This window comes from Ruegeria sp. YTSC192 (assembly GCF_059609705.1).
Window position 1 is genome coordinate 42,606 of the sequence record NZ_JBXWMG010000005.1, and the last position, 26,482, is coordinate 69,087.

Consider the following 26,482-nt stretch of genomic DNA (forward strand, 5'->3'; position numbering starts at 1 on the left):
AAAGGACCGGATATGGCCAATGTGGTTGTTGTCGGCGCCCAATGGGGTGACGAAGGAAAAGGCAAGATTGTCGACTGGCTCAGCGAGCGGGCAGACGTGATCGCGCGTTTTCAGGGCGGGCACAATGCCGGCCACACTCTGGTTATTGATGGCGAGGTTTACAAACTGCACGCGTTGCCTTCGGGCGTTGTACGCGGCGGTAAGCTTAGTGTGATCGGCAATGGTGTCGTTCTGGATCCGTGGCACTTGATCAAAGAGATCGGGACTGTGCGCGCGCAGGGCGTTGAGATCACGCCAGAGACGCTGATGATTGCCGAGAACACACCTTTGATCCTGCCGATCCATGGCGAGCTGGACCGCGCGCGCGAGGAAGCCGCGAGCAAAGGAACCAAGATCGGCACCACGGGGCGCGGGATTGGCCCGGCTTATGAAGACAAGGTTGGGCGCCGTTCCGTGCGTGTTGCGGATCTTGCCGATGAGGCGACGCTGGAAGCCCGTGTTGACCGTGCTTTGCAGCATCATGATCCGTTGCGCAAAGGTCTGGGGATTGAACCTGTTGACCGCGATGCTCTTTTGGCGCAGCTGAAGGAAATTGCAGCGGAAATTCTGCCCTTTGCGGCTCCGGTCTGGAAGGTTCTCAACGAAAAACGAAAGGCGGGCAAACGTATCCTGTTCGAAGGCGCGCAAGGTGCGCTGCTGGATATCGACTTTGGTACCTATCCTTTTGTGACATCTTCGAACGTGATTGCCGGTCAAGCGGCGACCGGCGTGGGGATCGGGCCGGGCTCGATCGACTTCGTGTTGGGGATCGTCAAAGCCTACACGACCCGTGTGGGTGAGGGGCCGTTCCCGACCGAGCTTGAAGATGCTGACGGTCAGCGACTGGGCGAGCGTGGGCACGAATTCGGCACGACCACTGGTCGTCAGCGTCGCTGCGGCTGGTTCGATGCCTGTCTGGTGCGCCAGACCTGTGCGACGAGCGGGGTGAACGGCATCTCTCTTACCAAGCTTGATGTTCTGGATGGGTTCGAAACGCTGAAGATATGTACCGGCTACGAGTTGGACGGAGAACGTCTGGACTATCTGCCGACCGCTGCCGATCAGCAGGCGCGTTGTAAGCCTGTCTACGAAGAAATGCCCGGTTGGAGCGAATCCACCGAAGGCGCGCGCAGCTGGGCTGATCTGCCCGCGAACGCGATCAAATATGTACGCCGGGTTGAAGAGTTGATCGAATGCCCTGTGGCGCTGCTGTCCACCAGCCCGGAGCGGGACGACACCATTCTGGTGACCGACCCGTTTGCAGACTGATGTCGTCGGATGATAAAGCACCCGGCCTTAGCTACAAGGCGCGCAGGCGTTGGTCTCTGTTCATTCTGGTGATCGGCCTGCCTGTCTATATTGTCGCCGTGGTCACTGTGGTGAACTGGCTGGATCGTCCTCCGATCTGGCTAGAGCTGCTGGTTTACGTGGCGCTGGGCATTCTGTGGGCTTTGCCTTTCAAGTTCGTTTTCAAAGGTGTCGGCAAAGAAGATCCGGACGATTCCTGAACTCATGCGGCAGTTGCGTTGGTGCGACTGCCTTGACACTCTGCCTCAATGCGAAATTGGGGCAGATTATGTTTCTGAATTTTGACAAGAAAAACTGTTTTTCCGTGCTGTTCGGGGGGCTTGCGCTGACAAGTTCGGCACAAGCAAGCGATTGGAAATACACCGTAGCGCCTTATATCTGGGGGCCGGATTTTCGTACATCACTTGATATCGGTCGTAACCCACCCATCGACGGCAGCACTTCTATCTTCAATATTCTCAACAGCGCTTTACGTCGCGCTTGCGTTCAACTTCTGATCTTTCACCGAAATTCCGACCTCGCGATGTGCCATGAAAAAAGGCCGGGCGAAGACCCGACCTTGTTGTTGGCTGCGATACGAACGGTTTTAACCGGCCGCGCGTTCATCATCCGGGCGGAAACCGATCTGGGTAGAGGCGGCGAAACGGCCACCTCCGGCTTTTTCGATTTTGCCGTCGCGCAGAAGCTGCCCGAAGGACTTTAGGCTTTCTTCGCGATTGAACTCATCCTGTTTCAACGAGCGAACCTTGTTCATCAATTGCGGGCGCGAGAATTGCTCTTGCCCTTCGATGAACGACAAATAGGCCGCAGCAGCTTCGAGAAGGTCGGACAGGGACTGCGCGCCCTGATCCTGAGCGAACTGGGCAAAACCGCTTTCTTCCGTCGCATCTTCGGTCTGATCCGTGGTGACGCGGCGGGGGGTCACCGGGCCTGCATCCGCATTGGGGTCATCGATGCGCTGTTCTGCGACCAGTTTCAGAGGGGTCGCCGTGTCCGCACCGGGGCGTTTGCTGGTGACCTGCACATCATCCGGGCGGCGGGGGCTGACGACTGATGCCAGATCGCCGCGATACTCCTCATCAGTTGCGGCTTTCTGGGTCACATCTTCGGCCGAGGTTGCGGCAACGGCCGTGCGCAGATGTGAGTAAGCCTCACGCGTGTCGCTGGAGGCCGGATCCTCCATCTGCTCGTCCGCTTTTGCCATCAGGCGCGAAACGTCCTGATCCAGATCCGAGGACGCCATGGGCGACTGCCTATCCATTTCCTCTTCGATCTCGGAAATCTCCAGAAACAGGCTTTCTTCGTCTTCAGCAGACAGAAGACCTTGCTGGCTGTCTTCGGCGTCGTCCGTCTGGCTGAGGATGTTTTCAACCTCATCGCTGTCAGCGGTCGCCTCATCTGTGTCTTCGTCGAATTCGGCACAGATCACCTCGGGGGTCTCTTCTTCTATTGCGTCTTCACTTTCGGTTTGCACTGGGGTCTCATCTTGCAAAACGAGCGGCGCGGCATCCCCGCCCTGAGCCTCAGGCATTTCAGGCGCTTGTGCTTCTTCGATGGGCGCGGCCTCAACGATAGGTTCTTCGGTGGGGGCCGCGGGCTGAGGCTGCAGGTCTTCGGGGCTGAGCGAACCTGCGGCGAAAGCGGCAGAGACAGCGTCCAGGGGGGCTGGGGCGTTGGCCGTCAGGGGTGCGGCTTCTTCCTCGGCATAGCTGTCCGCGTTCACATCCGAATGCGAAACGACCGCCCGAATGCGTTGCAGCTTGGCGGCCAGACTGTCGGGTGCGGGGTCCGGGTCGGCTTCGGCTGGCACGGTCTCGGAAAAGAAGGACGCGGCTGGGTCTATTTCTGATGTCGCAGAGGGGGTCTGCTGGACATCATTCAAATCTGGCGAGGGGGGCATGGCGTTATCCTGTGGCCGGGTCGCTTCAGGGGGAGGGGGTATATCAGCAGTGGGGGGCGTTTCCGAGGCGCGCAAAACCAGACCGGTATCGCTTGGGCGGGCTTCGATCTGTTGCGTGCCGTCGCGTTGCGCAATCCGTGTCAGCATTTCGGCGTCAGGCTGTGGTGGTTCAGACCCAAAGTATCTGTCTTCTGCCGCAAGATCGCGGAAGTATTCGGCTATGGCCTTCATCGTCTCGAAGGAGTCGTCGAACCCTTCCAGCGTGCAGGAGAAAGTCCCATAGGAAACTGTTAATACCTTGTTGTTCTGTACCATCAGACATGCGTCCTCTACAAACTAACTGAGCCGATCCGCCCGGACAGGGGCAACCCGATCGACTCGGAACCAATTGCATGAATCTATCATTTTGTGGTCTCAATGTGTCCAAATCCGGAAAAAATGATCAATCCGAGAAAAATTAAGGTAATTGTACGTTCCAAGGGCCCAATCGGGCTGTTTGGAGGGGGGCAGATCGGTCCTGAGGACCTGAATTTGGTGCTGAATCGCGTCACATCCGTGGTTGCAGCAGATGGCGGAGCCTCGGTTTTGGTTGATTCGGGGCGGATTCCGGACGCCGTGATCGGCGATTTCGATTCAATACCGCCGGAAGTCAAAACCCGCATTCCGAAAGATCGCCTTTTTCCGATTGCGGAACAGGACAGCACGGATTTCGACAAGGCGCTGCGCAGCGTGCAGGCCCCTTTGGTGCTTGGGGCCGGATTTCTGGGAGGGCGGCTGGATCACCAATTGGCGGTCCTGAATACTCTGGTTCGATACCCGGACAAGGCCTGCGTGCTGATCGGCGCACATGAGATCGTGTTTCACGCGCCGCCCGGCATGGTATTGGAATTGACGCCGGGCGCGGTCGTTTCTCTCTTTCCTCTGAAACATGTCACCGGGCGCAGCCGTGGGTTGGAGTGGCCGATCGAAGGCCTTCACTTCGATCCGAGCGGGCAGGTGGGGACTTCGAACCGTGTCATTTCAAAGGTTGAACTGCAGATGGACGGCCCGGGAATGCTGGTGATGGTGCCGCGCAGCGCGCTGGATCAGGTCATGCAGGCGTTTCAGTCGGGGCAGAGCGCGCCGTGGCCCTCTCACGCAGAATAACATAGAGACCTGCTGCGATCGTGATCAGGATGCCAAGCGCAGCCAAACCGTTCGGCAGGTCGTGAAAGATCAGCCAGCCGATCAGGGTGGCGACGGGGATCTCCAGATACTGCATCGGTGCCAGCGTGGCCGAAGGCGCATAGCGCAGCGACCATGTCATCAGCAGATGGGCGACAGTGCCCAGCACCCCGATCGACAGAAGCAGCCAGTGTTCGTTGCCCGAGGGGAGGGTGAATGACAGCACCCAGATCTCAGACTGCGTTCCCCAGATCAGAAGCGGCAGCAGCAGGATCGTGGCAAACACGCCCGAGACGGCCTGCAGGGACATCGGGTCGGTTTCCTTGGCGATCTGTCGCGTGACCAGCATGAAAAAGGCAAAGACGACGGCGACGATCAGGGGCAAAAGCGCGGGCAGCCCGACTTCGGCAAAGCTGGGCTGAATGACCAGAAGGGTTCCGGCGAACCCGACGATACAGGCCGCAAGGCGGCGGTGTCCGACCTCTTCGTTCAATATGTACTTGCCGAGCAGCAGCATGATGAAGGGCATCACAAAGGCGATGGCGACCGCATCGGCCAGCGGCAGGAACTGCAACGCCGAGAACATCGCCGTGATGCCTGCGATGTGTAAAAGCGTGCGGATCACGGTCAGCCGCAGGATGCGGCCCCGCATGCGCCACGGCCTGCCCGTCAGTGCAACCATTGGCACAAGGATCGCCGCCTGAATGGCAAAACGCACGAAGACCAACAGCGCCAGCGGGGTTGTTTCCCCCAACAGCTTTGCCAGCGCATCTCCCATCGGGGCAAGCACGCAGAAACCAAGCATCAATACGATGCCGAAAACGGGACGATCCTTAGTCATGCCCGCGACGCTAGCGGTTTGCCGAGGCCGAGAAAAGCTCTGTTCTCAAGCCTTCGGCAGGGGTTGAACCTTGGTGTAGTCCGGGCCGATGCAGGTGGGCAGATCATCGTCCAGTTTCAGCCAATTCAGCTTCTCTTCATGTGATACATGAAGAGTTGGCTCCAAGGCTTCGGGGTTCTCCAGAGTAGCGACATAAAGATGAAGAATGTCCGACATATTGGTCGACCGAAACGAGATTGGTGTTCCGCAATGCGGGCAGAAGCTCCGCTCGACCCCAGGCGAAGAGTTGAAGCGCTTCGGTTCTTCTCCGGTCCAGCGCCATTGGCCGTCGCGTACCCCGAAATAGGTCGTCATAGGGGCGGCACACTGGCGGCGGCAACTGTCGCAATGGCAGGAGACGCAGGACAAGACCGGAGGATCAACTTCATACGCGACCTTGCCACACAAACAATGTCCACGCATTTCGCCACCTCCTGTCTGACCTCAGCAGTTCGGGACGTTTACGGCCAAACCACCCAATGAGGTTTCTTTGTACTTCTCATGCATATCATGCCCGGTCTGACGCATGGTTTCGATCACTGCGTCGAGAGGTACAAAATGCTGGCCATCCCCGCGCAATGCAAGAGACGCGGCCGAAACGGCCTTGATTGCGCCAAGACCATTGCGCTCGATGCATGGCACCTGAACCAGCCCCGCGACCGGATCGCAGGTCATGCCCAGATGATGCTCCAGCGCGATTTCAGCCGCGTTTTCCACCTGCTCGGGCGTACCACCCATCACGGCGCAAAGACCAGCCGCCGCCATCGCCGAGGCACTGCCCACTTCGGCCTGACATCCCGCCTCAGCTCCCGAGATCGAGGCGTTGAATTTCACCAGCCCTCCAATGGCAGCTGCGGTCAGAAGGAAATCCTCGATATGGCTTTCCGACGCGCCGGGCACGTGGTCGAGGTAATAGCGCAGCACTGCAGGCAAAACGCCCGCCGCACCGTTGGTTGGTGCGGTGACCACCTGACCTCCGGCCGCGTTTTCCTCGTTCACGGCCATGGCATAGACGCTCATCCAATCGTTGATGGTGTGCGGCGCGGTCAGGTTCATACCGCGCTCGGCCATCAGCGCATCATATATACCCTTGGCACGGCGACGCACGCTGAGGCCGCCGGGCAGGATGCCATCGGTGGTCAATCCACGCTCGATACAGTCATTCATGACCTGCCAAAGCCGGGCAGAGCCTTTGGCAAAGCTATCCGCGCAGCCACGTGCGATTTCGTTGGCGCGTTTCATTTCGGCAATGGACTTGCCGCTGGACTTGGCCATCTCCAACATCTCGACGGCGGACTTGAAGGGGAAGGGCACAGGCGCGCCTTCGTCAGTAGCCTTGCCAGCGGCCAGTTCCTCTTCGGTCAGAACAAAGCCGCCACCGATCGAGTAGAAGACCTGCCGCAGGATCACATCGCCCTGCGCATCCGTCGCCATCAGGATCATGCCGTTGGCGTGACCGGCTAGGTTGTGATCGTAGTCAAAGACCAGATCGGTTTTGGGGTTGAAGGCCAGCGTCGGCAGCCCCTCGGGCGTTACCGTGTGCGTCTCAGCAATCGCGGCCAGTGCGGCCACGGCCTTGTCGTTGTCATAGGTGTCCGGCAGGAAACCGGCGAGGCCAAGGATGGTGGCGCGGTCGGTGGCGTGACCCACCCCGGTAAATGCGAGCGAGCCGTGCAGCGAGCCGCGCAACCCGGCAAATTCAAACGGCGACGCGCGCATCATGTCCAGAAAACGCGCGGCGGCCACCATGGGGCCCATGGTGTGGGACGAGGACGGGCCGATGCCCACTTTGAACATATCGAAGACAGAGAGGAACATGTCAGGTAGCTGAGCCTTCAGAAGGGTTGGCATAGATGGGTGAGGTGAATGGCGTGGCCCCAAGACCTTCGGCGGCGATGGCCAAACGAGTTGCGGGGCGCATCTCCAGCCTTGTCAGGATGCGCTGAAGATAAGGCGTGTCGGCCAGTTGATACCAACTGTAATCGGCTTTGGACGGATAAAGCGCCATCCACCGCATCATGCAGGCGATATAGTATGTCAGAACCGACGGCTGATCAGCGCTGAACCAATTCGGTGCCTGCGCGGCGACCGCATCCAGATTTTGCAAATGGCTGCGCAGCCTTGGACGTATCCCGGCTCGCAAAGTCTCGGCCTGTTCTGGGTCTATGTATTTTTCAGCATAGAACAGGACGCGCAGGTCTGCATGGAGCGTGTTTGATGCAAAAAACAGCCATTTCAGAAAGGCGGCCCGGTCAGGCGCATCCACGGAGGGCGCAAGTTGCCTGTGGGTGTCCGCCAACCAAAGCAGAATGGCTGCCGTCTCGAATATCGGCCCCTGAGGGGTTTCGAGCACCGGGATCAGCCCGTTCGGGTTCAGCGCCCGGTAGGCTGCACTGTCCTGCGCGTTCTGGCGGCGATCAACCAGCATCGTCTCATAGGGCTGGTTCAATTCGTCCAGCGCCAGCCGGATCACCAGCGAGGCGTTGTCAGGGGCAAAGTGCAGGCGATAAGGCGTCATCATACGGTCTAGATATACGGCAACGGTCACCAGAAAAGCCTTGTTTGCGACGTTTCCTATCGGAAACGCGCAATTGAGCAACATCTTTCATGGCAGGGCGAGGTGAATTGGGTCTCGAAGTTGGGTTGAGCATTGCATATAAGTCTTGCAGACCACTTGGGGAAGACTGCCAATGACCGCGGATTTGTCACCGATAGACACAGCCAAATACGTTGCGGCGTGCCGCGCGGCCGATATGGTCGAAGACGGAATGCGGGTCGGGCTGGGTACCGGATCGACCGCTGCATGGCTTGTCCGTCGTCTGGGCGAGCGCGTTCAGGAAGAGGGGTTGCGCATCAAAGGTGTACCCACCTCGACCCGGACCGCGCAACTGGCGCGTGAGGTCGGGATCGAGGTCGTGTCGCTGGATCAGGCCGGGTGGCTGGACCTGACGATTGACGGCGCGGATGAGTTCGACGGTGATCTGAACCTGATCAAGGGCGGCGGTGGCGCGCATCTACAGGAAAAGATCGTGGCAACGGCCAGCGACCAGATGGTGGTGATCGCAGATGCCGGGAAAGAGGTCGAAACGCTGGGCGCATTCCCGCTGCCGGTTGAGGTGATCCCCTTTGGCTGGCAGACGACGCGAACGCTGATCGAAGAAGTGCTGGACACGATGGATGTGCTGGGCACCAACTCGGCCCTTCGGATGAATGGTGAGGCCCCATTTGTGACCGATGAGGGCAACCATATCCTCGACCTGCATCTGCAGCGGATCGGCAATGCCCGACAGATGGCGCTGGTTTTGAACCAGGTGCCGGGTGTGGTCGAGAACGGGCTGTTCATAGACATCTGCGACAAGGTGGTTGTGGGCTACGGCGATGGCCGCGTCGCGCTGCGCGACATCAATGCGGGAACCGTTGAACTGGATCAGTTCCTTGGGGGTGCCAAGGACAACCTGTTTTCGGATTTTTCGGACTGAGTGGCAGGCGGCATCCCGAAGACGTGGTGAAATATACCGAAATTTGCGCCTTTGGGGGTTGGCAGGGCGGTTTTCGCGCCCAGATATCCAAAGAATTTTGCAAGCTGAATGAAGGAACCCAGCATGAGCTTTGACTATGATCTCTTCGTAATCGGCGGAGGCTCGGGCGGGGTCCGCGCGGCGCGTGTGGCGGCGGGCGAAAACGGTGCCAAAGTGGCGCTGGCAGAAGAGGATCGGTATGGCGGCACCTGTGTTATCCGTGGCTGCGTTCCAAAGAAACTGATGGTCTTCGCCAGCGAATTTTCGGGCATGGTCGGTGACGCGCAGGCTTTCGGCTGGGACATCCAGCCCGGTGCGTTCGACTGGAACACCTTCCACGGCAAGCTGGTGACGGAATTGGACCGGCTGGAAGGTATCTATCGCAACATCTTGAAAAACAACGGCGTCGAGAGCTTTGATCAGCGCGCCCATGTGGTCGATCCGCATACGGTTGAACTGGCCGACGGCACGCGCAAAACCGCCAAGCATATCCTGATTGCGACGGGTGGCCGCCCGGTTGTTCCGGATTTCCCCGGCTCGGATCTGGCAATCACCTCGAATGAAATCTTCCACCTTGAGAAACTGCCCGAAAGCATCCTGATCGTTGGCGGCGGCTATATTGCCAGTGAATTTGCCGGGATCATGAACGGGCTGGGCGTCAAGACCACCCAGTTCTACCGCGGTGCGCAGATACTGCGCGGGTTCGATGAAGAAGCGCGCGGCCTGATCTGTGAAGAGATGCGCCAGAACGGCATCGACGTGCGTCTGGGCACCAATGTACTTGAGATGACAAAAGAGGGCGCCAAGATCCGCGTCAAAGCCACCGACGGGACCGAGGATCACTACGACGTGGTCATGTATGCCACCGGGCGCGCTCCGAATGCCGACAATCTGGGGCTTGAGGCCGTGGGCGTCGAACGGGGCCGCAAGGGTGAGATCATTGTCGATGAGTACAGCCAGACAGGTGTGCCCTCGATTTATGCGATTGGTGATGTGACCGACCGCGTAAACCTGACCCCGGTTGCGATCCGCGAAGGCATGGCTTTTGTCGAGACTGTCTTCAAAGGCAACCCGACGCCAGTAGATCATGAACTGATCCCGACCGCGATTTTCACCCAGCCCGAATTCGGCACCGTGGGCCTGAGTGAGGAAGAGGCGGCCGCACAGGAACCGGTTGAGGTCTATGCGACCTCGTTCAAGCCGATGCAGAAATCCTTTGCCGGTGGCATTCAGCGGGTTCTGATGAAGCTGATCGTGTCTCAGGCCACGCGCAAGGTACTGGGCTGCCATATCGTGGCGCCGGGCGCGGGTGAGATGATCCAGCTTGCGGGCATCGCCGTCAAAATGGGCGCGACCAAGGAAGATTTCGACCGTACGGTTGCAGTTCACCCGGTCATGGCCGAAGAACTGGTGACAATGCGGCAACCTGTACGCACGGCTTGATTTGCAACTGCGCGCAACCAAGTTACAAGGAACACCGTGATCACACGGTCAAACACAAGGGAAAAGACTCATATGGCGGGCAACAGCGGTGGCCCCTGGGGGGGCGGAGGCTCCTCAGGTGGTGGAGGAAATCGGGGCAATAACGGTGACGGGCGCAAGCCACCCGAAGGCGAAAGCCCGCAGATCCCCGAAATTGACGAGCTGATGAAAAAGGGTCAGGAGCAGCTGCGCGTCCTCATGGGCGGTCGTGGCGGCGGTGGACGTGGCAGCAACGGTTCAGGCGGTGGCGGCGGTGGTCCGATCTTTACCAAGGGCACCTTGGCGATTGGCGCATTGGTCGCAATCGGTCTTTGGGGTGCTGCCAGCTTCTATACGGTGAAACCTGAAGAACAGTCGGTAGAGCTTTTCCTGGGCGAGTTCTCTTCGGTCGGTAATCCCGGTCTGAACTTCGCCCCGTGGCCGTTTGTCACCGCTGAGGTCATCCCGGTGACCCGCGAACAGACCGAAGACATGGGCGGCAATCGCGGCAGCGATGACGGTCTGATGCTGACGGGCGATGAAAATGTGGTCGATATCGACTATCAGGTCGTCTGGAACATTAACGATCCAGCCCAGTACCTGTTCAACCTGCGCGACCCGCGCCAGACCATCCGTGCAGTGTCGGAGTCGGCCATGCGTGAGATTATCGCGCAAAGTGAACTGGCCCCGATCCTGAACCGGGATCGTGGTGTCATCGGCGAACGCCTGAAAGAGCTGATCCAGTCCACAATGGACAGCTACGATTCGGGTGTGAACATCATCCGCGTAAACTTCGACAAGGCCGACCCGCCGCAGGATGTGATCGCTGCGTTCCGCGACGTTCAGGCCGCAGCGCAGGAACGTGACCGCCTGCAGAATGTCGCTGACGCCTATGCAAACCGCGTTCTCGCGGAAGCGCGCGGTGAAGCTGCGCAAGTTCTGGAAGAAGCTGAAGGCTATCGCGCGCAGCAGATCAACAGCGCGCAGGGTGAGGCCAGCCGCTTCAGCGCGGTTCTGGAAGAGTACTCCAAAGCCCCGGACGTGACCCGCAAGCGCCTCTATCTTGAACGGATGGAGCAGGTTCTGGGCGATGTGGACAAGATTATCCTTGATGAAAACACCGGCGGCTCGGGGCAGGGCGTCGTACCTTACCTGCCGCTGAACGAACTGCGCCGCAATTCCGGTCAGGAGGGCAACTGATGCGTAAAACGACACTTATTCTACCCGTCGTCTTTCTTGCGATTGTCGGTATTCTGTCCTCGATCTTTATCGTGGATGAACGCGAACGCGCGCTGGTTCTGCAATTTGGCCGCGTTGTTGCAGTCAAGGAAGAGCCCGGACTGGCATTTAAAATTCCGCTGATTCAGGAAGTGGTGCGCTATGATGACCGTATCCTGTCAATCGATGTTCAACCGCTGGAGGTGACACCTCTGGATGACCGCCGTCTGGTGGTTGATGCCTTCGCCCGCTATCGGATTGCCGACCTGAACCAGTTCCGCCAAGCGGTTGGTGTCGGTGGCATCCCGGTGGCCGAGAATCGTCTGGACAGCATCCTGCGCGCTGAAACCCGCGAAGTTCTGGGTTCGGTCTCCTCGCGGGATATTCTCAGCTCGGACCGTGCAGCGCTGATGCTGCGGATCCGCAACAGCGCGATTGCCGAAGCGCGGGCGCTGGGTGTTAGCGTCATTGACGTGCGTCTGAAAGCGACCGATCTGCCGCAGGCCAACCTTGAGGCGACCTTTGACCGGATGAAGGCCGAGCGGGAACGTGAGGCCACGGATGAGCGCGCCCGTGGTAACGAAGCCGCGCAGCGTGTCCGCGCGCAGGCTGACCGGACCGTGGTTGAACTGGTCTCGGATGCCAACCGTGAAGCCGAGATCATCCGCGGTGAGGCTGACGCCGAGCGCAACGCGATCTTCGCCGAAGCCTATGGCGCAGACCCCGAGTTCTTCGAGTTCTATCGTTCGCTTACCGCTTATGAAAAAGCACTGGGCGGCGGCAACAGCTCGATGGTTCTCAGCCCGGATTCCGAGTTCTTCAACTACCTGAAGTCGCCCAATGGGCAGGCGAACCAGTAATGGGAATTATCCTTCTGGCCTTCGGGCTGGTGCTGATTGTCGAGGGGCTGGCCTATGCGCTGGCCCCTTCGCTTATTGAACGTATGCTTGAGGCGCTGCGAACGCTGCCCGAACAGGCGCGGCGATTGGCCGGGCTGCTCTGTGTTGTCAGCGGTCTGGTGCTGCTTTGGGGGGCGTATCAGTTGGGGTTTTGACGCGCTGACCTCACTTGCCGGTGATTTCCCCGCGATCCTCAGTTGCGAGCGTGATCAAACCGACTACATTGGGTGGAAAGATAGTCTGCCTTAGGGCGGTCTTTATGAAATTGACGACAAGGAGTTCCCAAGTGCAGGCACAAGCGCGCAGTATTTCCGTCCGGCGGGACGATGGTGTTGGTTTCATGCGATTGATGTGGCTGACTTTCGGAGCGATGGTTCTGATCGCAGCGCAAACAGTTGCGGCTTATGCGCGTGGGGAAAGCCTTGCGCCGCTGGCTGAACAGATCAGCCCGGCAGTGGTCAACATCACCACATCAACCCTGATCGAAGGCCAGACCGGGCCGCAGGGCATCGTGCCCGAGGGCTCTCCGTTCGAAGATTTCTTCCGCGAGTTTCAGGATCGCAACGGTGACAATGACGACCGCCCACGCCGCAGCAATGCGTTGGGATCGGGGTTCGTGATCTCGGAAGACGGCTTTATCGTCACCAATAATCACGTCATCGCCGAGGCGGATGAGATCCTGATCGAGTTCTTCCCCGGTGACGGTCAGCCCGTGAAGGAACTGCCTGCCAAGGTCATCGGCACGGATGAAAAAACCGATATCGCGCTGCTCAAGGTCGAGGCCTCGGGGCCGTTGCAATACGTTCAGTTTGGCGACAGCGACACGGCCCGCGTTGGCGATTGGGTGATTGCAATGGGCAATCCGCTGGGGCAGGGATTCTCGGTTTCGGCGGGTATTGTGTCGGCCCGCAACCGCGCGCTGAGCGGGTCTTATGATGACTACATTCAGACTGATGCGGCGATCAACCGGGGCAACTCGGGCGGTCCGTTGTTCAACATGGATGGTCAGGTCATCGGTGTGAACACAGCGATTCTGTCGCCTAACGGAGGCTCGATCGGTATCGGGTTTTCGATGGCTTCCAATGTTGTGACCAAGGTTGTCGATCAGCTGCGTGAGTTCGGTGAAACCCGCCGTGGCTGGCTGGGCGTGCGCATTCAGGACGTGACCGAGGATATGGCCGAGGCGATGGGTCTCGACAAGCCCGGCGGCGCGCTGATCAGCGATGTACCGGAGGGCCCTGCGAAAGAGGCCGGTCTGAAAGCGGGGGACGTGATCCTCAGCTTTGATGGGGCCGAAGTCGAGGACACACGCGGTCTGGTACGTCATGTCGGTGAGACGACCGTGGGCAAATCGGTTCGTGTGGTCGTACATCGCGATGGTGGCACGCAGACCGTGTTGGTCACTTTGGGACGCCGTGAGGATGCTGAGCGTGCTGACGCGGGCGAGGAAGATACTCCGGATGCGCCGACCGACGAAAATGCTGACATTCTGGGCCTGACCATTTCACCGCTGACAGATACGCTGCGTGAGGATCTGGGGCTGGACGCCGGGGCGGACGGTCTGGTTGTGACCGAGGTTGACGAAGCTTCGGAAGCCTTTGCCAAGGGTCTGCGCGCGGGTGATCTGATCACCGAAGCCGGTCAGCAGAAGGTCGAATCCATCAGTGATCTTGAGGCGCGCATGGAAGAGGCCAGCGAAGCCGGCCGCAAATCTCTGCTGTTGTTGGTGCGCCGTGGCGGCGACCCGCGGTTTGTTGCGCTGAGCCTGGAAAACTAGGCTCACCACAAAGCCGAAGTTGAAGGCCGGGGTTTCCCCGGCCTTTTTTCATGTCTTTTTGGTCCTGCAGAAAGAAAATAAGCCATATGCCTTTTGGGCATATGGCTTAGGTACAGGGAGAGATCAGTGGACAGATATCGGGGATGATTACTGACCTCCTACGGTAACAGGTTTACCCTAGGACATGGCTGTTCGATTCGTATGTGAACAAGATCACAAAAGGTCAGATTAAGTCTGACTCTGCCAAAGCACGCAATGCTTCAAAATCGTGGATCAGCAATCCACCGCGCGATGCCTCGACCACATTGTCGCGTTTCCAGGTCGAAATGGTTTTTGAGACGGCTTCGCGGGTGGCCCCTACGAATTCGGCCAATTCACTCTGGGACAGGGTGATGCGTTCGGTGGGGTCGTCCTGCAGAGAAGACAGGTGCAGCAGTTTGCGCGCCAGTCGAATCGGCATGGGAAGGAAGACCTGTTCATTCAGTTGCGATCCCATCCAGCGCATGCGCAGACCAGCCAGCCGAACCATATCGACTGCAAGATCGGGGTGTTGGCGAATCTGATCCATCACATCACGACGGCGGACACGCAGAACCTTGGACGCCTCTGCCGCGGTGACAGTTGCGGTGCGCGGGCCGCTGTCAAACAGCGCGATTTCACCAAAGACTTCACCGGGGCGCATCAGGGTCAGTGTCAGTTTTCGACCGCTCATGGCCAGAAACGACACCTCGAGCGTCCCCGCTACAATTGCATAAAGCGCATCGCCTTCGTCGTCTTGATCGAACAGGGTTTCGTTTTTATCCAAAGAGATTTCCGTTGCCAACGCCGAGAGCATCTCGCGCAGGCCTTCGGATGCATCGGATAGGAAGCCGCTATTTGGGAACACCGCCATTCGGGTCATGATCTCCGGAGTAGGATGATGAGTGGTTACTCAATTATTCACAGCAAGGCCAACAAGCCAAGCGGTTTCCGCGCTTGGACTGCAAATTGATGTCACTATTACTTTTGTCTTCCTACTGGTGATCGGGATCTTCCAGATAGCTTTGCAGGCGGTGGAACTGGAACATCAGGAAGGCCATCAACGCGATGGGAAAGGCGAAAGTTTCGATCTTGACCCACAGATCGGTGGACATTGTGCGCCAGACGACCTCGTTTGCGACGGCCAGAACCGCAAAGCAGGCACAGAGGCGGCGGGTCAGGATCATCCAGCCTTCGTGCTTCATCGGCAGCATCTCGTCCAGAACGTAGGCGAGGTAGGACTTGCCTTGCAGCAATCCGATCCCGAGAATGACCGAGAAGAACCCGTAAACCAGTGTGGTTTTCATCTTGAAGAACCGCTCGTCGTTGAACCAGGCGGTCAGGCCGCCGAAGAAGATCACCATGAAAGCAGTGAAAATCTGCATCCGGCTGAGCTTGCCCGTCAGGAACCACAGAATACCCATTGCCGCCAGCATCAGCGGCACAAAGAGGATGGTGGCCACGATGAACCCCGAATACTCGGTTCCGCCGATCAGAAAGCTGTCATCGCGCAGTCGCAGGTAGATGAAGAAGAAGGCCAGCGGAGGCCCCAGTTCCAGCACCTGTTTCAGAAACGGGTTGATGTCTTTTTTACCTGTCATCGTGGTGTCCTGCTGTTTATCCGCCCATTTCAACAATTACAGCGCCCAATGCAATCAGTGCCATCAGGGCGATGCGCCGTGGGCCAACGGTTTCCTTCAAAACCAGCCAGCCGATCAAGGCTGCAAATACAGTTGATGTTTCGCGCAGTACAGCCGCTTCTCCGACTTTGTCCAATCGGGTGGCTAGCATGATGGCTCCGAAAGACAGCGGCGCGATCAAGCCGCCTGCAAGCCCCCGAAGCATCAACGGGCCGGGGGATGGGCGGTTGATCATGGCGCGCCATCTGAGGAACGCGTAGATCGGCATGGCGGCGCCGTCGATCATGAAGAACCAGGCCAGAAAGGTGAACGGATCAGCGGTGGCGCGGATGCCATAGGCGTCATAGGTCGTGTAGAGCGCCACGAAGAGGCCGGTGGCAATCGCCAAGGTGAGAGCGATGCCCAGTGTCTCGCGGTTGGTTTCCAGAAAGCGGAGGTTATAGGCGGCCAGCCCGAAGATACCGGCCAGAAGGACGGCCACCCCGAACCATTGCGTGCCAGTGAAGGTTTCTCCGAACAGCAGATAGGCGCCGATTACGGTGAACAGCGGGCCGGTACCGCGAACGACCGGATAGACCACCGTGTAGGAGCCTTTGGCATAAGCCATCGCCTGCAGGATCTTGTAGGCGATGTGGATCAGCCAGACAGTACCGAAGATCGGCCACATATAAGCTTCGGGCCACGGCACCACGAAAAGGGCGAAAGGGACGGCCATCAGGCCATAGCAGGCGTCGATGGCCCCGCGAGACAACCATGGATCGTGGCGGCCCTTTTGCAGCGCTCCGAAGACCGCATGCAGGAAAGCGGCCATCAAGGCGAGGCCAAGCGCAAGTTGGTGGCCCGCTTCGGTGCCTTCGAGAGAGATCAGCCAGTCGCTCAATACCAATGTCTTTCGCGGGTGGAGAGGGTGGGGGGCTGTCTGCCCCCCACACCCCCCGAGGATATTTTCAGCCAGATGAAGATGCGGATCAGTTTTGATCGAGGCCGGTCAGGGCCGCTGCGAATTCTTCGGGGTCAAACGGAGCGAGATCGTCAATTTGTTCCCCAACGCCGATGGCGTGGATGGGCAGGCCGAACTTGTCTGCCAGCGCGACCAGCACGCCGCCTTTGGCTGTGCCGTCCAGTTTTGTCATCACAAGGCCCGAAACATCGGCAAGTTTGCGGAAGGTTTCCACCTGGCTGAGGGCGTTCTGGCCCGTGGTCGCATCCAGCACAAGCAAGGTGTTGTGCGGCGCGGTCTCATCGACCTTGCGGATCACGCGGACGATCTTGGCCAGTTCCTCCATCAGGTCGGCGCGGTTTTGCAGGCGGCCTGCGGTATCGATCATCAGAAGGTCGGCGCCGTCCTGTTGCGCTTTGGTCAGGGCGTCAAAGGCAAGGCTGGCAGGGTCCGAGCCTTCGGGCGCGGTCAGAACCGGGACGCCAGCGCGGTCACCCCAGACCTGCAATTGCTCCACGGCGGCGGCGCGGAAGGTGTCTCCGGCGGCGATCACGACTTTTTTGCCAGCGGATTTGAACTGGCTGGCCAGTTTGCCAATGGTTGTGGTCTTGCCCGATCCGTTGACACCAACCACCAGAACCACTTGCGGGCGTTTGGGGTAGATCGGCAGGGGGCGGGCGACCGGTTCCATCACACGGGCCACTTCCTGCGCTAGTAGTTGCTTGATCTCATGGGAAGAGAGCTTACGGCCAAATCGCCCCTCGGCCATGTTCGAGGTAACGCGCAGGGCGGTGTCGACGCCCATGTCCGAGGCGATCAGCAGCTCTTCGAGCTGTTCCAGCATATCGTCATCCAGGGTCCGGCGGATTTCGGCCTTGGCCTCCGTACGGCTGAACAGGCGACCCAGCAAGCCGCTGGGTGTGGGCTGATCTTCTTGCGCAGTCTCAGATTGCGGAGCAGTTTCCTGCGGTTGCGGTTGCGGTTGCGGTTGCGGTTGCGGGGCGGGTTCAGGCGTCTGATCCACCGGTTCTGGTGCGGTGGCTTCTTCGCCTCCGTCTTCGACAATGGCGTCCAGCCCTTCCTCAAGACGGGATGAGGATTTGAACAGCTTGTCCTTCAGCTTTGAAAAAAACGCCATTTTCGGTCTCCGCAGGTGTGCCCCTCCACCTAATGTGGATTTGCCGGAGTTGCAAAGGGTCAGGTGAAAGCGATCAGCAATCCAGCCTGCGCGGCCCAATAGAGCGGCCAGACCAGATAGGGCGTTAGCTTCAGCGCCGGATGGTCGTGGGGCAGCAGAAACTTCTCGGTCGCCAGCACGAGGTCCGAGGCGATGAAGGCCAGTGCCGCAGGCAAGGCCCAACGCAGCATTCCGGTCTCGGGCAAAGATAGAACTGCGACGCCCATGCCAAGGATGATCGGGATGTAGATCAGAACCGGGAGTTTTAGCTCTCCGGCGCGCGGGGCCAGTAAAGTGGCGGCAACGATCCCCAGAATGAGGAGCGACCAGAAATATCCCGGCCGTTCCAGAATGAGGTCAATGTTGCTGCCGGGGTGGGTCAGGAACAGCACGATATAGGCGATATGACCAGCGGCAAACGCACCGATCCCTGCCATGAAAGTGGTATCGGATTCTCGCGACAGCAGAGCATCCCCGACTGCACAGAGGCCCAATGCGACAACCAGCAAGGTCGCGCCTCCGCCTTGGAGGGCGATGAGGGCCAGAACGGCAACCGAAGCGGTTTTCAATAGGGTGCGGAGCAAGCTTGCCGGGCGCGGGGATAGCGGCAAATAGGCCAAGGCGCACGCGGCGGCGAGCCAGAATAGCAGGTGTGTCACTTCGGTCCCCTCGGTCTTGTTCGGGGCCAGTGTTCTTTGCAGCGGCAGGCGGCACAATAATGACGTGGGGGCAGGCGAATACCGGCGTGGTGATTGGCCATGCCCGCCTGCATCTGACACTATGGCCCCATGTTGAGGCATCTTTTGATTCTACTAACCCTTTCGGCGCAGTCTGCGGGCGCGCAAACCGCGCTGTCCGGGGCCGAATTTGATGAGTACACGCGGGGCAAAACCCTTTTTTATGGTTTTGAAGGGCAGGTTTACGGGGTCGAGCGATATCTTCCCAACCGCCGTGTGATCTGGTCGTTTCTGGATGGTCAGTGCAAAGAAGGCGTCTGGTATCAGCGTGAGGACCAGATTTGTTTCATCTACGAGGATCGGTTGGACCCGCAATGCTGGGTATTCACCCGGTCGGGCGGTGGGCTGATCGCGCAATTCGAGGGCGATCCCCAGGCGACCGAACTCTACGAGGCAGATGATCTAGGCGAAGAGATGGTGTGCCTGGGGCCCGAGGTTGGGGTTTGATCCCTAGAACAGCGATCCTTGATCCGGCGCGTCGGGTTTGGGTTTTTTCACAGACGGACGGCCAGAGGGACCAGTCGTCAGGCGACCGTCCGAGAATTCGATTTCAAGTGCTGTATGTTTGCTTGCTTGAGCCTTGGTGGTCACGACGTCGCCTTCGGCGCGCACAACCGCATAGCCCCGAGACAGGGTTGCCTTGTAGCTCAGCGTTTCGCGCAAGCGGTCGGTTGCGCTCAGGTGCTGGCGCAAACGCTCCAGTCGGACGGTTTGGGCCGCGTCCAGCCGCTCGGCCAGTCGGGCGGTGGCTTGGCGTTGCTGTTCAATCTCGCGCTGGATCGGGCGGAGGGAGAGGCGCGAAGACAGGTTGCGCAGATGTTCCTGACGGGAGGACACGACGCTGCGCAGCGTTGAAGGGCGCAGATGCGCCGACATCTCAACCAGTTGCAGGCGACGGTTTTGCACCCCGCGATTCAGTGCGGGGGTCAAGCGTTCTGCAATCAGATCAAGGCGTTGCCGTGGAGAGTTCAACAAGCTATCCGGGCGTGGCAGCGCGCGCGACAGGTCACGCAGACGCTGGGCGCGACGCTGAACCGCATCGCTGGCGGCCCGCGACAGGCGCGCGCCCTGTTCGTTGGTCCAGGCCAACAACTCCATCCGCACAGGGACGGCTAACTCCGCAGCGGCTGTCGGCGTGGGCGCGCGGTGGTCCGAGACAAAGTCGATCAGCGTCGTGTCCGTCTCGTGCCCCACGGCTGAGATCAGCGGGATCTCGGACGCCGCAGCCGCGCGGGCCACGTTTTCTTCGTTGAACCCCCACAAATCTTCGATTGAGCCGCCGCCGCGCGCGACGATGATCAGATCGGGACGCGGCAGCGCACCACCGGGCGTCAGCGCGTTGAAGCCTTCGATGGCGCGGGTCACCTCGGGCGCGCAGTTTGTACCCTGTACAGCGACGGGCCAGATCAGAACCTTGCGGGGAAACCGGTCGCGCAGGCGATGCAGGATATCGCGGATCACCGCCCCGGACGGAGAGGTCACGACACCGATGATTTGGGGCAGGTAAGGCAGTGGTTTCTTGCGCTCGGGCGCGAACAGCCCTTCGGCCTCAAGCTGCTTTTTGCGCTTTTCCAGCAACGCCATCAGCGCGCCTTGGCCGGCGACCGCGACCTCATCGACATTCATGTTGTATTTGGATTGCGCGCCGAATGCCGTCAGGCGACCGGTGACGACGACCTCCAACCCTTCTTCGGGCACAACGGACAGGCCGGAAATCTGACCTTTCCATGTGGTGCATGAAAGAACGTTCCGGTCGTCCTTGATGTCATAATACAGATGGCCCGAGCGCGCCTTGAACACGCGACCGACCTCGCCGCGTACACGGATTCGTCCGAACGAGCCCTCTAGTGTGCGCTTTACCTCGCCCGAAATCTCGGAAACCGAGTATTCGGGGGTGTTTTGGCCGGGAATTGGGTCGTCAAGCAGGTCGGACATTTCAGCGCCTTGTGTCAAATGCCGTGCCAGCTTAGAACGCCGCGCAGGCGAGGCCAAGCAGATCGGAGACGACCTTATGAACATTCTTATTCTCGGCAGCGGTGGGCGTGAGCACAGCCTCGCTTGGGCGGTGATGCAGAACCCCAAATGCGACCGTCTGATTGTTGCGCCGGGCAATGCCGGGATCGCCCGGATCGCCGAATGCGCGTCGCTGGATATCGAGAATGGCGGTGCGGTTGTCAACTTCGCCGAGGCGAACGCGATTGACTTCGTGATCGTCGGCCCCGAGGCCCCTCTGGCCGCTGGCGTGGCCGACCGGTTGCGTGAAGCCGGTGTGCTGGTGTTTGGCCCGTCTGCCGAAGCGGCCCGGTTGGAAGCCTCGAAAAGTTTCACCAAAGAGGTGTGCGATGCATCCGACGCGCCTACCGCCGCATATGCACGGTTCACCGAAGCCGCGCCAGCCAAGGCCTATATCCAAGAGCAGGGCGCTCCGATCGTGGTCAAGGCTGATGGTCTGGCGGCAGGCAAAGGCGTGATAGTAGCGATGGACGAGCAGACCGCTCTGGACGCAATTGACGACATGTTTGGCGGGGCCTTCGGTGGCGCTGGTGCCGAAGTTGTTGTCGAAGAGTTCATGGATGGCGAAGAGGCCTCGCTGTTCGTTCTCTGTGATGGAGAGAACATCCTGTCCATCGGCACCGCGCAAGACCACAAACGGGTGGGCGAGGGGGATACGGGTCTGAACACCGGTGGGATGGGGGCCTATTCCCCGGCTCCGGTTCTGAGCGCCGAGGTCGAGGCGCGCGCGATGGATGAAATCATCCGCCCGACCATGGCCGAGATGAAGCGCCGGGGCGCGCCGTTCCAAGGGGTTCTCTATGCCGGTCTGATGATCAAGGACGGGCAGCCGCGCCTGGTCGAATACAACGTTCGGTTTGGCGATCCCGAGTGTCAGGTATTGATGATGCGTCTTGGTGCGCAGGCGATGGACCTGATGCATGCCGCAGCCGAAGGGCGCCTGGGTGAAACGCGGGTGAACTGGGCCGATGATCATGCGATGACCATTGTCATGGCTGCCAACGGGTATCCGGGTGCCTATGAGAAAGGGTCTGTTATCAAAGGTTTGGACAGCCTTCCTGAAGACAGCGGCAACATGGTTTTCCACGCCGGTACAAAGGCCGTTGAGGGGCAGATTCAAGCCGCGGGTGGACGTGTGCTGAATGTCACCGCCCGAGGTGCGACGTTGCAAGAAGCGCGGGAGCGGGCCTATGCAATGGTTGATGGGGTGGATTGGCCCGAGGGCTTTTGTCGCCGCGATATTGGTTGGCGGGCGCTTTGACTTTGATGCGGGTCAGGGGGCTTTGCCCCCTCGGCCTGCGGCCTCTCCCCCAAGATATTTTTAGCCAGATGAAGAGCGGATCAGCACTTTAGGGCTTGGTCCAGACTTTGGCGGTCTGTGAAGGGGCCGAGGTCTGAAGTGATCCATTCTTTGTTGTAAGTGACGCTGATGATGCGTGACCAGTCGGCGCTGGCTGTGATCAGTTCTGGCGTCGCGCCGCAGTCACGCAGGCCGCCAGAGATGTAGTCTTCGCCGATGCGATGGTTGGTTAGTCCCTGTAGAGAGGCGATCTCGGTCAAGGCACCCTTTTTGTAGCGCCAGATGCGGAGGGTTTTGGCGAGGTGAGGGCGGTCGACATAGGCGATTTCGATGTGGCCATCGCCATCCAGATCGGTGGCTCCGACTGGGGCGAGCCAGCGGTTGCGGGTTCCGATATGCGGGGTGGCGGCGATTTTCTCGCCGTGCGTGTTGTAGATGGCAAGTTGTGCGCCAAGTTGGGCGTGGGATTCGACCACGACTACTTCGGGCTTTCCGTCCGCGTCCATGTCTACCAATCGTGGAGAAAGGTCTTCGAAGACGCGGTCTTGAGGTAGCCGTATTGTACGTAGAGTGTCGAGGTTGTCTGAGCCGTGGCTTCCGACCCGGAGTTCCAATGCGCCGTATTCCACGTCGTCGCCCAATACGCCATGAGCATAGCGTGTTGTGGGTTCGGTAAATCGGGCGTCGATGATTTCTTCTGATGCCGAGGCGGTGTGCGAGCCTGCCATCCACAGGCACAACATCAGTGCTGCGCCGCGTGCCCGACGGTGCCAGAGGCGGACGGGGGGACGCGGCGCTTTGGAGTGCATCAGATCTGTTTTTCCGGCATCTGCACGACCAGACCGTCCAGTGCGTCCGTGACCTTGATCTGGCAGGTCAGGCGCGAGCGGGCCGGATCAGGCTCATAGGCAAAGTCCAGCATGTCCTCTTCCATGTCATCCTTGGCAGGGACTTTTTCGACCCAGTCGGGGTGGATGTAGACGTGACAGGTCGAGCAGGCACAGGCGCCGCCGCAATCGGCCTCGATGCCGGGAATGTTATTGTCACGGGCTCCTTCCATGACGGTCAGTCCGTTGGCGACGTCGACTGTATGTTCGGTACCGCCATGCTCGACATAGGTGATCTTTGCCATTGCGTGCGTCTTCCTTTTGCGATGTTCGAATTCTTCCTTAATCAAGGGATTTGGGTCTTTCCAGCCTCATTTACGACTCTGTGTGCCGCGTCTGGACTTTCTGCGCATATGTTCTATTTTTGTTCTCATGCCTGTTGCCGCGACTTACCCTGATGTTTCAAACCGAACCTGGCCTCGCCCGCCTGCCTGTTTGCCCGCCAACCTTCTGGATCAGCCACCCGAAGGCGCGCGGGTGGCGGTGGCGGGGCTGGTGATCCTGCGGCAGCGGCCGGGAACCGCCAAAGGGGTGATCTTTCTGACGCTTGAGGATGAGACGGGGATCGTGAACATCGTGGTCTGGCGCAAGATCTACGAGCAATTCCGCCGCGCGGTGATCTCGGGGCGGTTGCTGAGGGTCACGGGCCGAATGCAAAAGGCCGACGCCGTGATCCATGTGATTGCGGAAGAGATCGAGGATATCTCGGGGATGCTGGATGTTCTGGTGCGGGGGGATGAGTGAGAGGCGGCTTCGCCGGTCCAGCAATCATACACGCCTTGCCCCAGCGTCTCATCTAGAGCAAACTTCTAGACAAAGGAGTTTGTCGTGAAATCCAAGGCCGCAGGTTCCAAGCCACCGGACAATCCAATGCCGCGAGAACCGGCCATGCCCACAGTCAACAAAGTGACTGCGGACGATATCATTGAATCGTTGAAGTCCGGGTTTTCCGATTTTCTGGCACGCCCGGTCATGAGCGGTTTCTTCGGCCTTTTCTACGCAGTATTCGGGTTGTTGTTTGTGTGGACGTTGGTCTGGCTGGGCAAGATTTGGATGATTATTCCTGCTATAGTGGGTTTTCCGCTGGTTGCACCTTTCGCTGCCGCAGGGCTCTACGAAATGTCCCGCCGCTTACAAAATGGTGAGAGTTTCGGCTGGTCAGAAATTCTCACCACCATGGCCAATCAAAGCAAGCGCGAGATGGGTTGGATGGCCTTTGTCACCCTGTTCATTTTCTGGGTGTGGGTTTACCAAGTTCGGCTTTGGCTTGCGATCATCCTGCAGGACGCATCCTTCTCGGATTTTGGCGGGTTTCTAAACACCGTGTTCTTCACGCCGCAAGGCTGGACCTTCCTTGCAGTAGGCACCTGCGTCGGCGTATTTTTGTCAGTTGTTCTGTTCGCAGTGACCGTCGTAGCCATGCCGCTGTTGCTGGATCGGGAGGTCAACTTCGTTTCTGCCATGTTGACGTCTATTCGCGTTGTTACCGAGAACCCAGTGGTGATGCTAAGCTGGGCGGCAATCATCTCGGTCACGATGCTCTTGTCGCTAGTTCCCGCGTTTCTCGGCTTGATCTTCACTCTGCCGATCCTTGGCCACACCACATGGCATCTCTATCTGAGGGCGGTCTCACCAGTCGAGGGATGAACCGGCCACTTCAGCAACTGCGCGGCTTGCTTCGCCAGCTTTGGATTTAGTTGCCGTTGCCAGCCAAAACTACCGTTTGAACAAATTGCTCTGCGCCTGCTTGCTGCTGTGATCCCCGCGCAGCTCTGCATACAAGGCGCGTCCGGCCTGAACCGCTGGGCGGGCGCTTACGGCCTCTAGCCAGCGGGCGAAGTGAGGCTTGTCGTCCAGCACCTGCTGCTGACCTTCCCAAAGGCTCGCCCAGCCCCAGATTGACATATCCGCGATCGAGTAGAAATCACCCGCGACATACTCGTTCTCGGCAAGTCGCCGATCCAGCACGCCGTAAAGCCGGGCGACTTCGCTCCGATAGCGGTCTTTGGCGTAGGGCAGGTCCTGCGGAGGTTCAAGGTTGGGGGCGTATTTCAGGAAGTGATGCGCCTGACCCGCCATCGGGCCAACGCCGCCCATCTGCCACATCAGCCACTCCTCTACCGCAATTCTGTCCCGTTCGGTCGTGCCATAAAAGCGGTTGGTCTTACGCGCCAGATACATCAGGATCGCGCCGCTTTCGAAAACCGTGATCGGCGCACCATCGGGGCCATCGGGATCGACGATTGCAGGCATACGGTTATTGGGCGAAATCTTCAGGAACTTCGGATCGAACTGGTCACCCTTGCCGATATTTACCAGATGGGTGGTGTAAGGCAGCTCCATCTCTTCCAGCGCGATGGAGGCTTTCCAACCATTCGGGGTGGGCCAGAAATACAAGTCGATCATGATGTCTCCTCAGGTTGAGGGGATCATGAAGCTTTCTGCGCAAACGGCAAGAGCCCCTGCAGACGGGGTAAGGCAAAAAGCCGTGACCAGCGCGGGTGAGGCATCTTGGGGATGCCACTTTGCAGCGTTTGCAGGCACAGACGGTCGGGGTCGCGCAGCAAGGCGTTGTAAACCCGCAGCACGCCGGGACGTGTGTAACTGGACCAATGGCAGATGCGCCGATCGGGCGCGGCGAGCGGGAAGATCAGGGCTGACAGGTGGTTCACCGTGTCCGGGCAATCAATCTGCAAAGTGACTGCGTTTGGTGCCGTCAGGCCAGCGCCAATGCTCAGATCCCCAGGGCGGGGCGGTTGAATAAAGGTTTCATACAGGAAATCGAAGAAGTCGTTTTCGCGACTGATGATGTTGATGAACTCGGCCTTGCGACCAGCGGGCGTGGTCAGGGCCGCGACGGCGCGGGATTGGTAGGCGGCCCCGGTCAGGGAAATGATCCGACACAGTGCGCCGGGAGGAATGTGGTGCAGAGCCTCAAGCGCCAATTCAGTGCCCATGGAGTGTCCGATGAAATGGATCGGGCGCTCTGGGTTCAACTGATGGACCTGGCGGATGACCTCGGCCAGAACCTTACCCGCTTCGACGGCGCGACGCTGTGCTGACCAAAGCGGGCCGCGGGCATCCCAGCCAAACGCGATGGCCAGACCTTCGTCTTCAAACCCGCTGCCAAAGCCCAGATGCTGAGGCCAGCTGGGGCTGTACCAGGGTAACGCCTTGGGATGGAGCGACAGGATATGCCGGTGTGGGCAGGCATCGGGATCATCTGGTCGATACTTGTAGCCATGGGTCAAGATAATGACCGGGCCGTCCGTCTGCTGGTTCTGCCGCAAAGCCCCGCTGAGGGGGCGACTGCTGCCATGCAACTCGGCACGTCCGTTGACAGCATTGATCCTGACTACTGGCATATGCTCTGCCTCACACAAGATGTTGTGGCGCCGCTTTGTCATAACGCTATGACGCTTCCATGAATGAACGGTTACAAAACCGTGACGTTGCCCTGGCGGGCTTGACGAATTCGCGACTGCGGCGTAATGGCAACATCACTACGTGGCGATTTGTTACCGGATTGCGGGCCACGCTAAACAACACCGCTAAAAGGTCAGGATGAAAGGCCCCTTTCGCTTGACCGCGTCTGGGGTTTTTTTG

Annotated in this window: 29 protein-coding genes and 1 riboswitch; of the genes, 14 read left to right on the top strand and 15 right to left on the bottom strand. The window is 59.2% G+C overall.

Going from position 1 to position 26,482, the window contains the following annotated elements; all coding sequences use genetic code 11:
• Positions 1-12 precede the first annotated feature (12 nt).
• From AC2FD8_RS08880 to AC2FD8_RS08890, 3 genes are all read left to right on the top strand, one after another.
• Positions 13-1,308 (top strand): adenylosuccinate synthase, encoded by a 1,296-nt coding sequence (locus AC2FD8_RS08880; RefSeq protein WP_496855475.1) that lies wholly within the window; start codon positions 13-15, stop codon positions 1,306-1,308.
• A complete protein-coding gene (locus tag AC2FD8_RS08885) occupies positions 1,308-1,547 on the top strand; it encodes a DUF2842 domain-containing protein (RefSeq protein WP_496855477.1) in 240 nt (79 codons plus the stop codon). Before AC2FD8_RS08880 ends, AC2FD8_RS08885 begins: the two co-directional genes overlap by 1 nt.
• A gap of 68 nt (positions 1,548-1,615) precedes the next feature.
• A complete protein-coding gene (locus AC2FD8_RS08890) occupies positions 1,616-2,050 on the top strand; it encodes a hypothetical protein (protein WP_496855479.1) in 435 nt (144 codons plus the stop codon).
• Here AC2FD8_RS08890 and AC2FD8_RS08895 read toward each other — a convergent pair.
• Positions 1,934-3,562 carry a hypothetical protein gene (locus AC2FD8_RS08895; protein ID WP_496855481.1) on the bottom strand — a complete coding sequence of 543 codons (1,629 nt, stop codon included), beginning with the start codon at positions 3,560-3,562 and terminating at the stop codon, positions 1,934-1,936. The genes AC2FD8_RS08890 and AC2FD8_RS08895 overlap by 117 nt on opposite strands.
• Before the next feature lie 123 nt (positions 3,563-3,685).
• Here AC2FD8_RS08895 and AC2FD8_RS08900 point away from each other — a divergent pair, with 123 nt between their 5' ends.
• Positions 3,686-4,393 (top strand): thiamine diphosphokinase, encoded by a 708-nt coding sequence (locus AC2FD8_RS08900; protein WP_496855483.1) that lies wholly within the window; start codon positions 3,686-3,688, stop codon positions 4,391-4,393.
• Here the strand turns inward: AC2FD8_RS08900 and AC2FD8_RS08905 are convergent.
• From AC2FD8_RS08905 to AC2FD8_RS08920, 4 genes are read right to left on the bottom strand one after another with little or no spacing between them, the layout of a single operon-like run.
• Positions 4,338-5,252: a DMT family transporter gene (locus tag AC2FD8_RS08905; protein WP_496855485.1), complete on the bottom strand. Its 915-nt coding sequence runs from the start codon at positions 5,250-5,252 to the stop codon at positions 4,338-4,340. The two genes, AC2FD8_RS08900 and AC2FD8_RS08905, sit on opposite strands and share 56 nt — an antisense overlap.
• Positions 5,253-5,297: 45 nt before the next feature.
• Positions 5,298-5,714: a GFA family protein gene (locus tag AC2FD8_RS08910; protein WP_496855487.1), complete on the bottom strand. Its 417-nt coding sequence runs from the start codon at positions 5,712-5,714 to the stop codon at positions 5,298-5,300.
• 21 nt (positions 5,715-5,735) lie between these two features.
• Complete coding sequence (locus tag AC2FD8_RS08915) at positions 5,736-7,109, bottom strand: L-serine ammonia-lyase (protein ID WP_496855489.1); 1,374 nt, start codon at positions 7,107-7,109, stop codon at positions 5,736-5,738.
• Position 7,110: 1 nt separating this feature from the next.
• Positions 7,111-7,812 (bottom strand): glutathione S-transferase family protein, encoded by a 702-nt coding sequence (locus AC2FD8_RS08920; protein ID WP_496855782.1) that lies wholly within the window; start codon positions 7,810-7,812, stop codon positions 7,111-7,113.
• A 169-nt stretch (positions 7,813-7,981) separates the two neighbouring features.
• On the opposite strand from AC2FD8_RS08920, the gene rpiA reads away from it, so the two are divergent.
• The 6 genes from rpiA (at position 7,982) to AC2FD8_RS08950 (ending at position 14,164) form a co-directional block, all read left to right on the top strand.
• Positions 7,982-8,770, top strand: coding sequence for a ribose-5-phosphate isomerase RpiA (gene rpiA / locus AC2FD8_RS08925; protein WP_496855491.1), 789 nt, complete (start codon positions 7,982-7,984; stop codon positions 8,768-8,770).
• A gap of 123 nt (positions 8,771-8,893) precedes the next feature.
• Positions 8,894-10,252, top strand: coding sequence for a glutathione-disulfide reductase (gene gor / locus AC2FD8_RS08930; protein ID WP_496855492.1), 1,359 nt, complete (start codon positions 8,894-8,896; stop codon positions 10,250-10,252).
• Positions 10,253-10,324: 72 nt separating this feature from the next.
• The gene (gene hflK, locus AC2FD8_RS08935) at positions 10,325-11,470 is read left to right on the top strand and encodes an FtsH protease activity modulator HflK (protein WP_496855493.1); all 1,146 of its coding nucleotides are present in this window, start codon (positions 10,325-10,327) and stop codon (positions 11,468-11,470) included.
• On the top strand, positions 11,470-12,348 hold the full coding sequence (gene hflC / locus AC2FD8_RS08940; protein WP_496855495.1) for a protease modulator HflC: 879 nt from the start codon (positions 11,470-11,472) through the stop codon (positions 12,346-12,348). Before hflK ends, hflC begins: the two co-directional genes overlap by 1 nt.
• On the top strand, positions 12,348-12,542 hold the full coding sequence (locus AC2FD8_RS08945) for a DUF2065 domain-containing protein (protein ID WP_496855497.1): 195 nt from the start codon (positions 12,348-12,350) through the stop codon (positions 12,540-12,542). Before hflC ends, AC2FD8_RS08945 begins: the two co-directional genes overlap by 1 nt.
• A gap of 185 nt (positions 12,543-12,727) precedes the next feature.
• On the top strand, positions 12,728-14,164 hold the full coding sequence (locus AC2FD8_RS08950) for a Do family serine endopeptidase (RefSeq protein WP_496855783.1): 1,437 nt from the start codon (positions 12,728-12,730) through the stop codon (positions 14,162-14,164).
• Between the two features lie 223 nt (positions 14,165-14,387).
• Here the strand turns inward: AC2FD8_RS08950 and AC2FD8_RS08955 are convergent, their stop codons facing one another.
• From AC2FD8_RS08955 to AC2FD8_RS08975, 5 genes are all read right to left on the bottom strand, one after another.
• On the bottom strand, positions 14,388-15,056 hold the full coding sequence (locus tag AC2FD8_RS08955) for a Crp/Fnr family transcriptional regulator (RefSeq protein ID WP_496855784.1): 669 nt from the start codon (positions 15,054-15,056) through the stop codon (positions 14,388-14,390).
• Between the two features lie 121 nt (positions 15,057-15,177).
• Positions 15,178-15,783, bottom strand: a complete 606-nt coding sequence (locus AC2FD8_RS08960; protein WP_496855499.1) for an inner membrane-spanning protein YciB — start codon at positions 15,781-15,783, stop codon at positions 15,178-15,180.
• Between the two features lie 16 nt (positions 15,784-15,799).
• Positions 15,800-16,702, bottom strand: coding sequence for an EamA family transporter (locus AC2FD8_RS08965; RefSeq protein WP_496855501.1), 903 nt, complete (start codon positions 16,700-16,702; stop codon positions 15,800-15,802).
• A gap of 88 nt (positions 16,703-16,790) precedes the next feature.
• Entirely contained in the window at positions 16,791-17,900 is a 1,110-nt protein-coding gene (ftsY, locus tag AC2FD8_RS08970; RefSeq protein ID WP_496855503.1) for a signal recognition particle-docking protein FtsY, read from the bottom strand.
• Positions 17,901-17,959: 59 nt separating this feature from the next.
• Complete coding sequence (locus tag AC2FD8_RS08975; RefSeq protein ID WP_496855505.1) at positions 17,960-18,598, bottom strand: lysoplasmalogenase; 639 nt, start codon at positions 18,596-18,598, stop codon at positions 17,960-17,962.
• Between the two features lie 129 nt (positions 18,599-18,727).
• Here AC2FD8_RS08975 and AC2FD8_RS08980 point away from each other — a divergent pair, with 129 nt between their 5' ends.
• Positions 18,728-19,123 (top strand): hypothetical protein, encoded by a 396-nt coding sequence (locus tag AC2FD8_RS08980; protein WP_496855507.1) that lies wholly within the window; start codon positions 18,728-18,730, stop codon positions 19,121-19,123.
• 3 nt (positions 19,124-19,126) lie between these two features.
• On the opposite strand, the gene xseA is transcribed toward AC2FD8_RS08980, so the two are convergent.
• Positions 19,127-20,611, bottom strand: a complete 1,485-nt coding sequence (gene xseA, locus AC2FD8_RS08985) for an exodeoxyribonuclease VII large subunit (RefSeq protein WP_496855509.1) — start codon at positions 20,609-20,611, stop codon at positions 19,127-19,129.
• A gap of 76 nt (positions 20,612-20,687) precedes the next feature.
• On the opposite strand from xseA, the gene purD reads away from it, so the two are divergent.
• Positions 20,688-21,950, top strand: a complete 1,263-nt coding sequence (gene purD, locus AC2FD8_RS08990; protein ID WP_496855511.1) for a phosphoribosylamine--glycine ligase — start codon at positions 20,688-20,690, stop codon at positions 21,948-21,950.
• Positions 21,951-22,030: 80 nt separating this feature from the next.
• Here the strand turns inward: purD and AC2FD8_RS08995 are convergent, their stop codons facing one another.
• On the bottom strand, positions 22,031-22,798 hold the full coding sequence (locus AC2FD8_RS08995; protein ID WP_496855513.1) for an FG-GAP repeat domain-containing protein: 768 nt from the start codon (positions 22,796-22,798) through the stop codon (positions 22,031-22,033).
• A complete protein-coding gene (locus AC2FD8_RS09000; protein ID WP_496855515.1) occupies positions 22,798-23,121 on the bottom strand; it encodes a 2Fe-2S iron-sulfur cluster-binding protein in 324 nt (107 codons plus the stop codon). Before AC2FD8_RS09000 ends, AC2FD8_RS08995 begins: the two co-directional genes overlap by 1 nt.
• A 127-nt stretch (positions 23,122-23,248) precedes the next feature.
• Between AC2FD8_RS09000 and AC2FD8_RS09005 the strand changes: the two genes are divergently transcribed.
• Positions 23,249-23,620, top strand: a complete 372-nt coding sequence (locus AC2FD8_RS09005; RefSeq protein WP_496855517.1) for an OB-fold nucleic acid binding domain-containing protein — start codon at positions 23,249-23,251, stop codon at positions 23,618-23,620.
• An 84-nt stretch (positions 23,621-23,704) separates the two neighbouring features.
• Positions 23,705-24,523, top strand: a complete 819-nt coding sequence (locus AC2FD8_RS09010) for a DUF2189 domain-containing protein (protein ID WP_496855519.1) — start codon at positions 23,705-23,707, stop codon at positions 24,521-24,523.
• Positions 24,524-24,592: 69 nt separating this feature from the next.
• On the opposite strand, the gene AC2FD8_RS09015 is transcribed toward AC2FD8_RS09010, so the two are convergent.
• Both AC2FD8_RS09015 and AC2FD8_RS09020 read right to left on the bottom strand, forming a co-directional pair.
• A complete protein-coding gene (locus tag AC2FD8_RS09015; protein ID WP_496855521.1) occupies positions 24,593-25,282 on the bottom strand; it encodes a glutathione S-transferase N-terminal domain-containing protein in 690 nt (229 codons plus the stop codon).
• A 23-nt stretch (positions 25,283-25,305) separates the two neighbouring features.
• Complete coding sequence (locus tag AC2FD8_RS09020; RefSeq protein WP_496855523.1) at positions 25,306-26,241, bottom strand: alpha/beta hydrolase; 936 nt, start codon at positions 26,239-26,241, stop codon at positions 25,306-25,308.
• A 132-nt stretch (positions 26,242-26,373) separates the two neighbouring features.
• Positions 26,374-26,451: riboswitch (SAM riboswitch) on the top strand.
• Positions 26,452-26,482: the final 31 nt, after the last annotated feature.

What these genes read in the sequence shown, in the direction of transcription:
- AC2FD8_RS08880 (WP_496855475.1), top strand. Translation starts at nt 13, where the DNA reads ATGGCCAATGTGGTTGTTGTCGGCGCCCAATGGGGTGACGAAGGAAAA.
- AC2FD8_RS08885 (WP_496855477.1), top strand. Translation starts at nt 1,308, where the DNA reads ATGTCGTCGGATGATAAAGCACCCGGCCTTAGCTACAAGGCGCGCAGG.
- AC2FD8_RS08890 (WP_496855479.1), top strand. Translation starts at nt 1,616, where the DNA reads ATGTTTCTGAATTTTGACAAGAAAAACTGTTTTTCCGTGCTGTTCGGG.
- AC2FD8_RS08895 (WP_496855481.1), bottom strand. Translation starts at nt 3,562, where the DNA reads ATGGTACAGAACAACAAGGTATTAACAGTTTCCTATGGGACTTTCTCC.
- AC2FD8_RS08900 (WP_496855483.1), top strand. Translation starts at nt 3,686, where the DNA reads ATGATCAATCCGAGAAAAATTAAGGTAATTGTACGTTCCAAGGGCCCA.
- AC2FD8_RS08905 (WP_496855485.1), bottom strand. Translation starts at nt 5,252, where the DNA reads ATGACTAAGGATCGTCCCGTTTTCGGCATCGTATTGATGCTTGGTTTC.
- AC2FD8_RS08910 (WP_496855487.1), bottom strand. Translation starts at nt 5,714, where the DNA reads ATGCGTGGACATTGTTTGTGTGGCAAGGTCGCGTATGAAGTTGATCCT.
- AC2FD8_RS08915 (WP_496855489.1), bottom strand. Translation starts at nt 7,109, where the DNA reads ATGTTCCTCTCTGTCTTCGATATGTTCAAAGTGGGCATCGGCCCGTCC.
- AC2FD8_RS08920 (WP_496855782.1), bottom strand. Translation starts at nt 7,812, where the DNA reads ATGATGACGCCTTATCGCCTGCACTTTGCCCCTGACAACGCCTCGCTG.
- rpiA (WP_496855491.1), top strand. Translation starts at nt 7,982, where the DNA reads ATGACCGCGGATTTGTCACCGATAGACACAGCCAAATACGTTGCGGCG.
- gor (WP_496855492.1), top strand. Translation starts at nt 8,894, where the DNA reads ATGAGCTTTGACTATGATCTCTTCGTAATCGGCGGAGGCTCGGGCGGG.
- hflK (WP_496855493.1), top strand. Translation starts at nt 10,325, where the DNA reads ATGGCGGGCAACAGCGGTGGCCCCTGGGGGGGCGGAGGCTCCTCAGGT.
- hflC (WP_496855495.1), top strand. Translation starts at nt 11,470, where the DNA reads ATGCGTAAAACGACACTTATTCTACCCGTCGTCTTTCTTGCGATTGTC.
- AC2FD8_RS08945 (WP_496855497.1), top strand. Translation starts at nt 12,348, where the DNA reads ATGGGAATTATCCTTCTGGCCTTCGGGCTGGTGCTGATTGTCGAGGGG.
- AC2FD8_RS08950 (WP_496855783.1), top strand. Translation starts at nt 12,728, where the DNA reads ATGCGATTGATGTGGCTGACTTTCGGAGCGATGGTTCTGATCGCAGCG.
- AC2FD8_RS08955 (WP_496855784.1), bottom strand. Translation starts at nt 15,056, where the DNA reads ATGGCGGTGTTCCCAAATAGCGGCTTCCTATCCGATGCATCCGAAGGC.
- AC2FD8_RS08960 (WP_496855499.1), bottom strand. Translation starts at nt 15,783, where the DNA reads ATGACAGGTAAAAAAGACATCAACCCGTTTCTGAAACAGGTGCTGGAA.
- ftsY (WP_496855503.1), bottom strand. Translation starts at nt 17,900, where the DNA reads ATGGCGTTTTTTTCAAAGCTGAAGGACAAGCTGTTCAAATCCTCATCC.
- AC2FD8_RS08980 (WP_496855507.1), top strand. Translation starts at nt 18,728, where the DNA reads ATGTTGAGGCATCTTTTGATTCTACTAACCCTTTCGGCGCAGTCTGCG.
- xseA (WP_496855509.1), bottom strand. Translation starts at nt 20,611, where the DNA reads ATGTCCGACCTGCTTGACGACCCAATTCCCGGCCAAAACACCCCCGAA.
- purD (WP_496855511.1), top strand. Translation starts at nt 20,688, where the DNA reads ATGAACATTCTTATTCTCGGCAGCGGTGGGCGTGAGCACAGCCTCGCT.
- AC2FD8_RS08995 (WP_496855513.1), bottom strand. Translation starts at nt 22,798, where the DNA reads ATGCACTCCAAAGCGCCGCGTCCCCCCGTCCGCCTCTGGCACCGTCGG.
- AC2FD8_RS09000 (WP_496855515.1), bottom strand. Translation starts at nt 23,121, where the DNA reads ATGGCAAAGATCACCTATGTCGAGCATGGCGGTACCGAACATACAGTC.
- AC2FD8_RS09005 (WP_496855517.1), top strand. Translation starts at nt 23,249, where the DNA reads ATGCCTGTTGCCGCGACTTACCCTGATGTTTCAAACCGAACCTGGCCT.
- AC2FD8_RS09015 (WP_496855521.1), bottom strand. Translation starts at nt 25,282, where the DNA reads ATGATCGACTTGTATTTCTGGCCCACCCCGAATGGTTGGAAAGCCTCC.
- AC2FD8_RS09020 (WP_496855523.1), bottom strand. Translation starts at nt 26,241, where the DNA reads ATGCCAGTAGTCAGGATCAATGCTGTCAACGGACGTGCCGAGTTGCAT.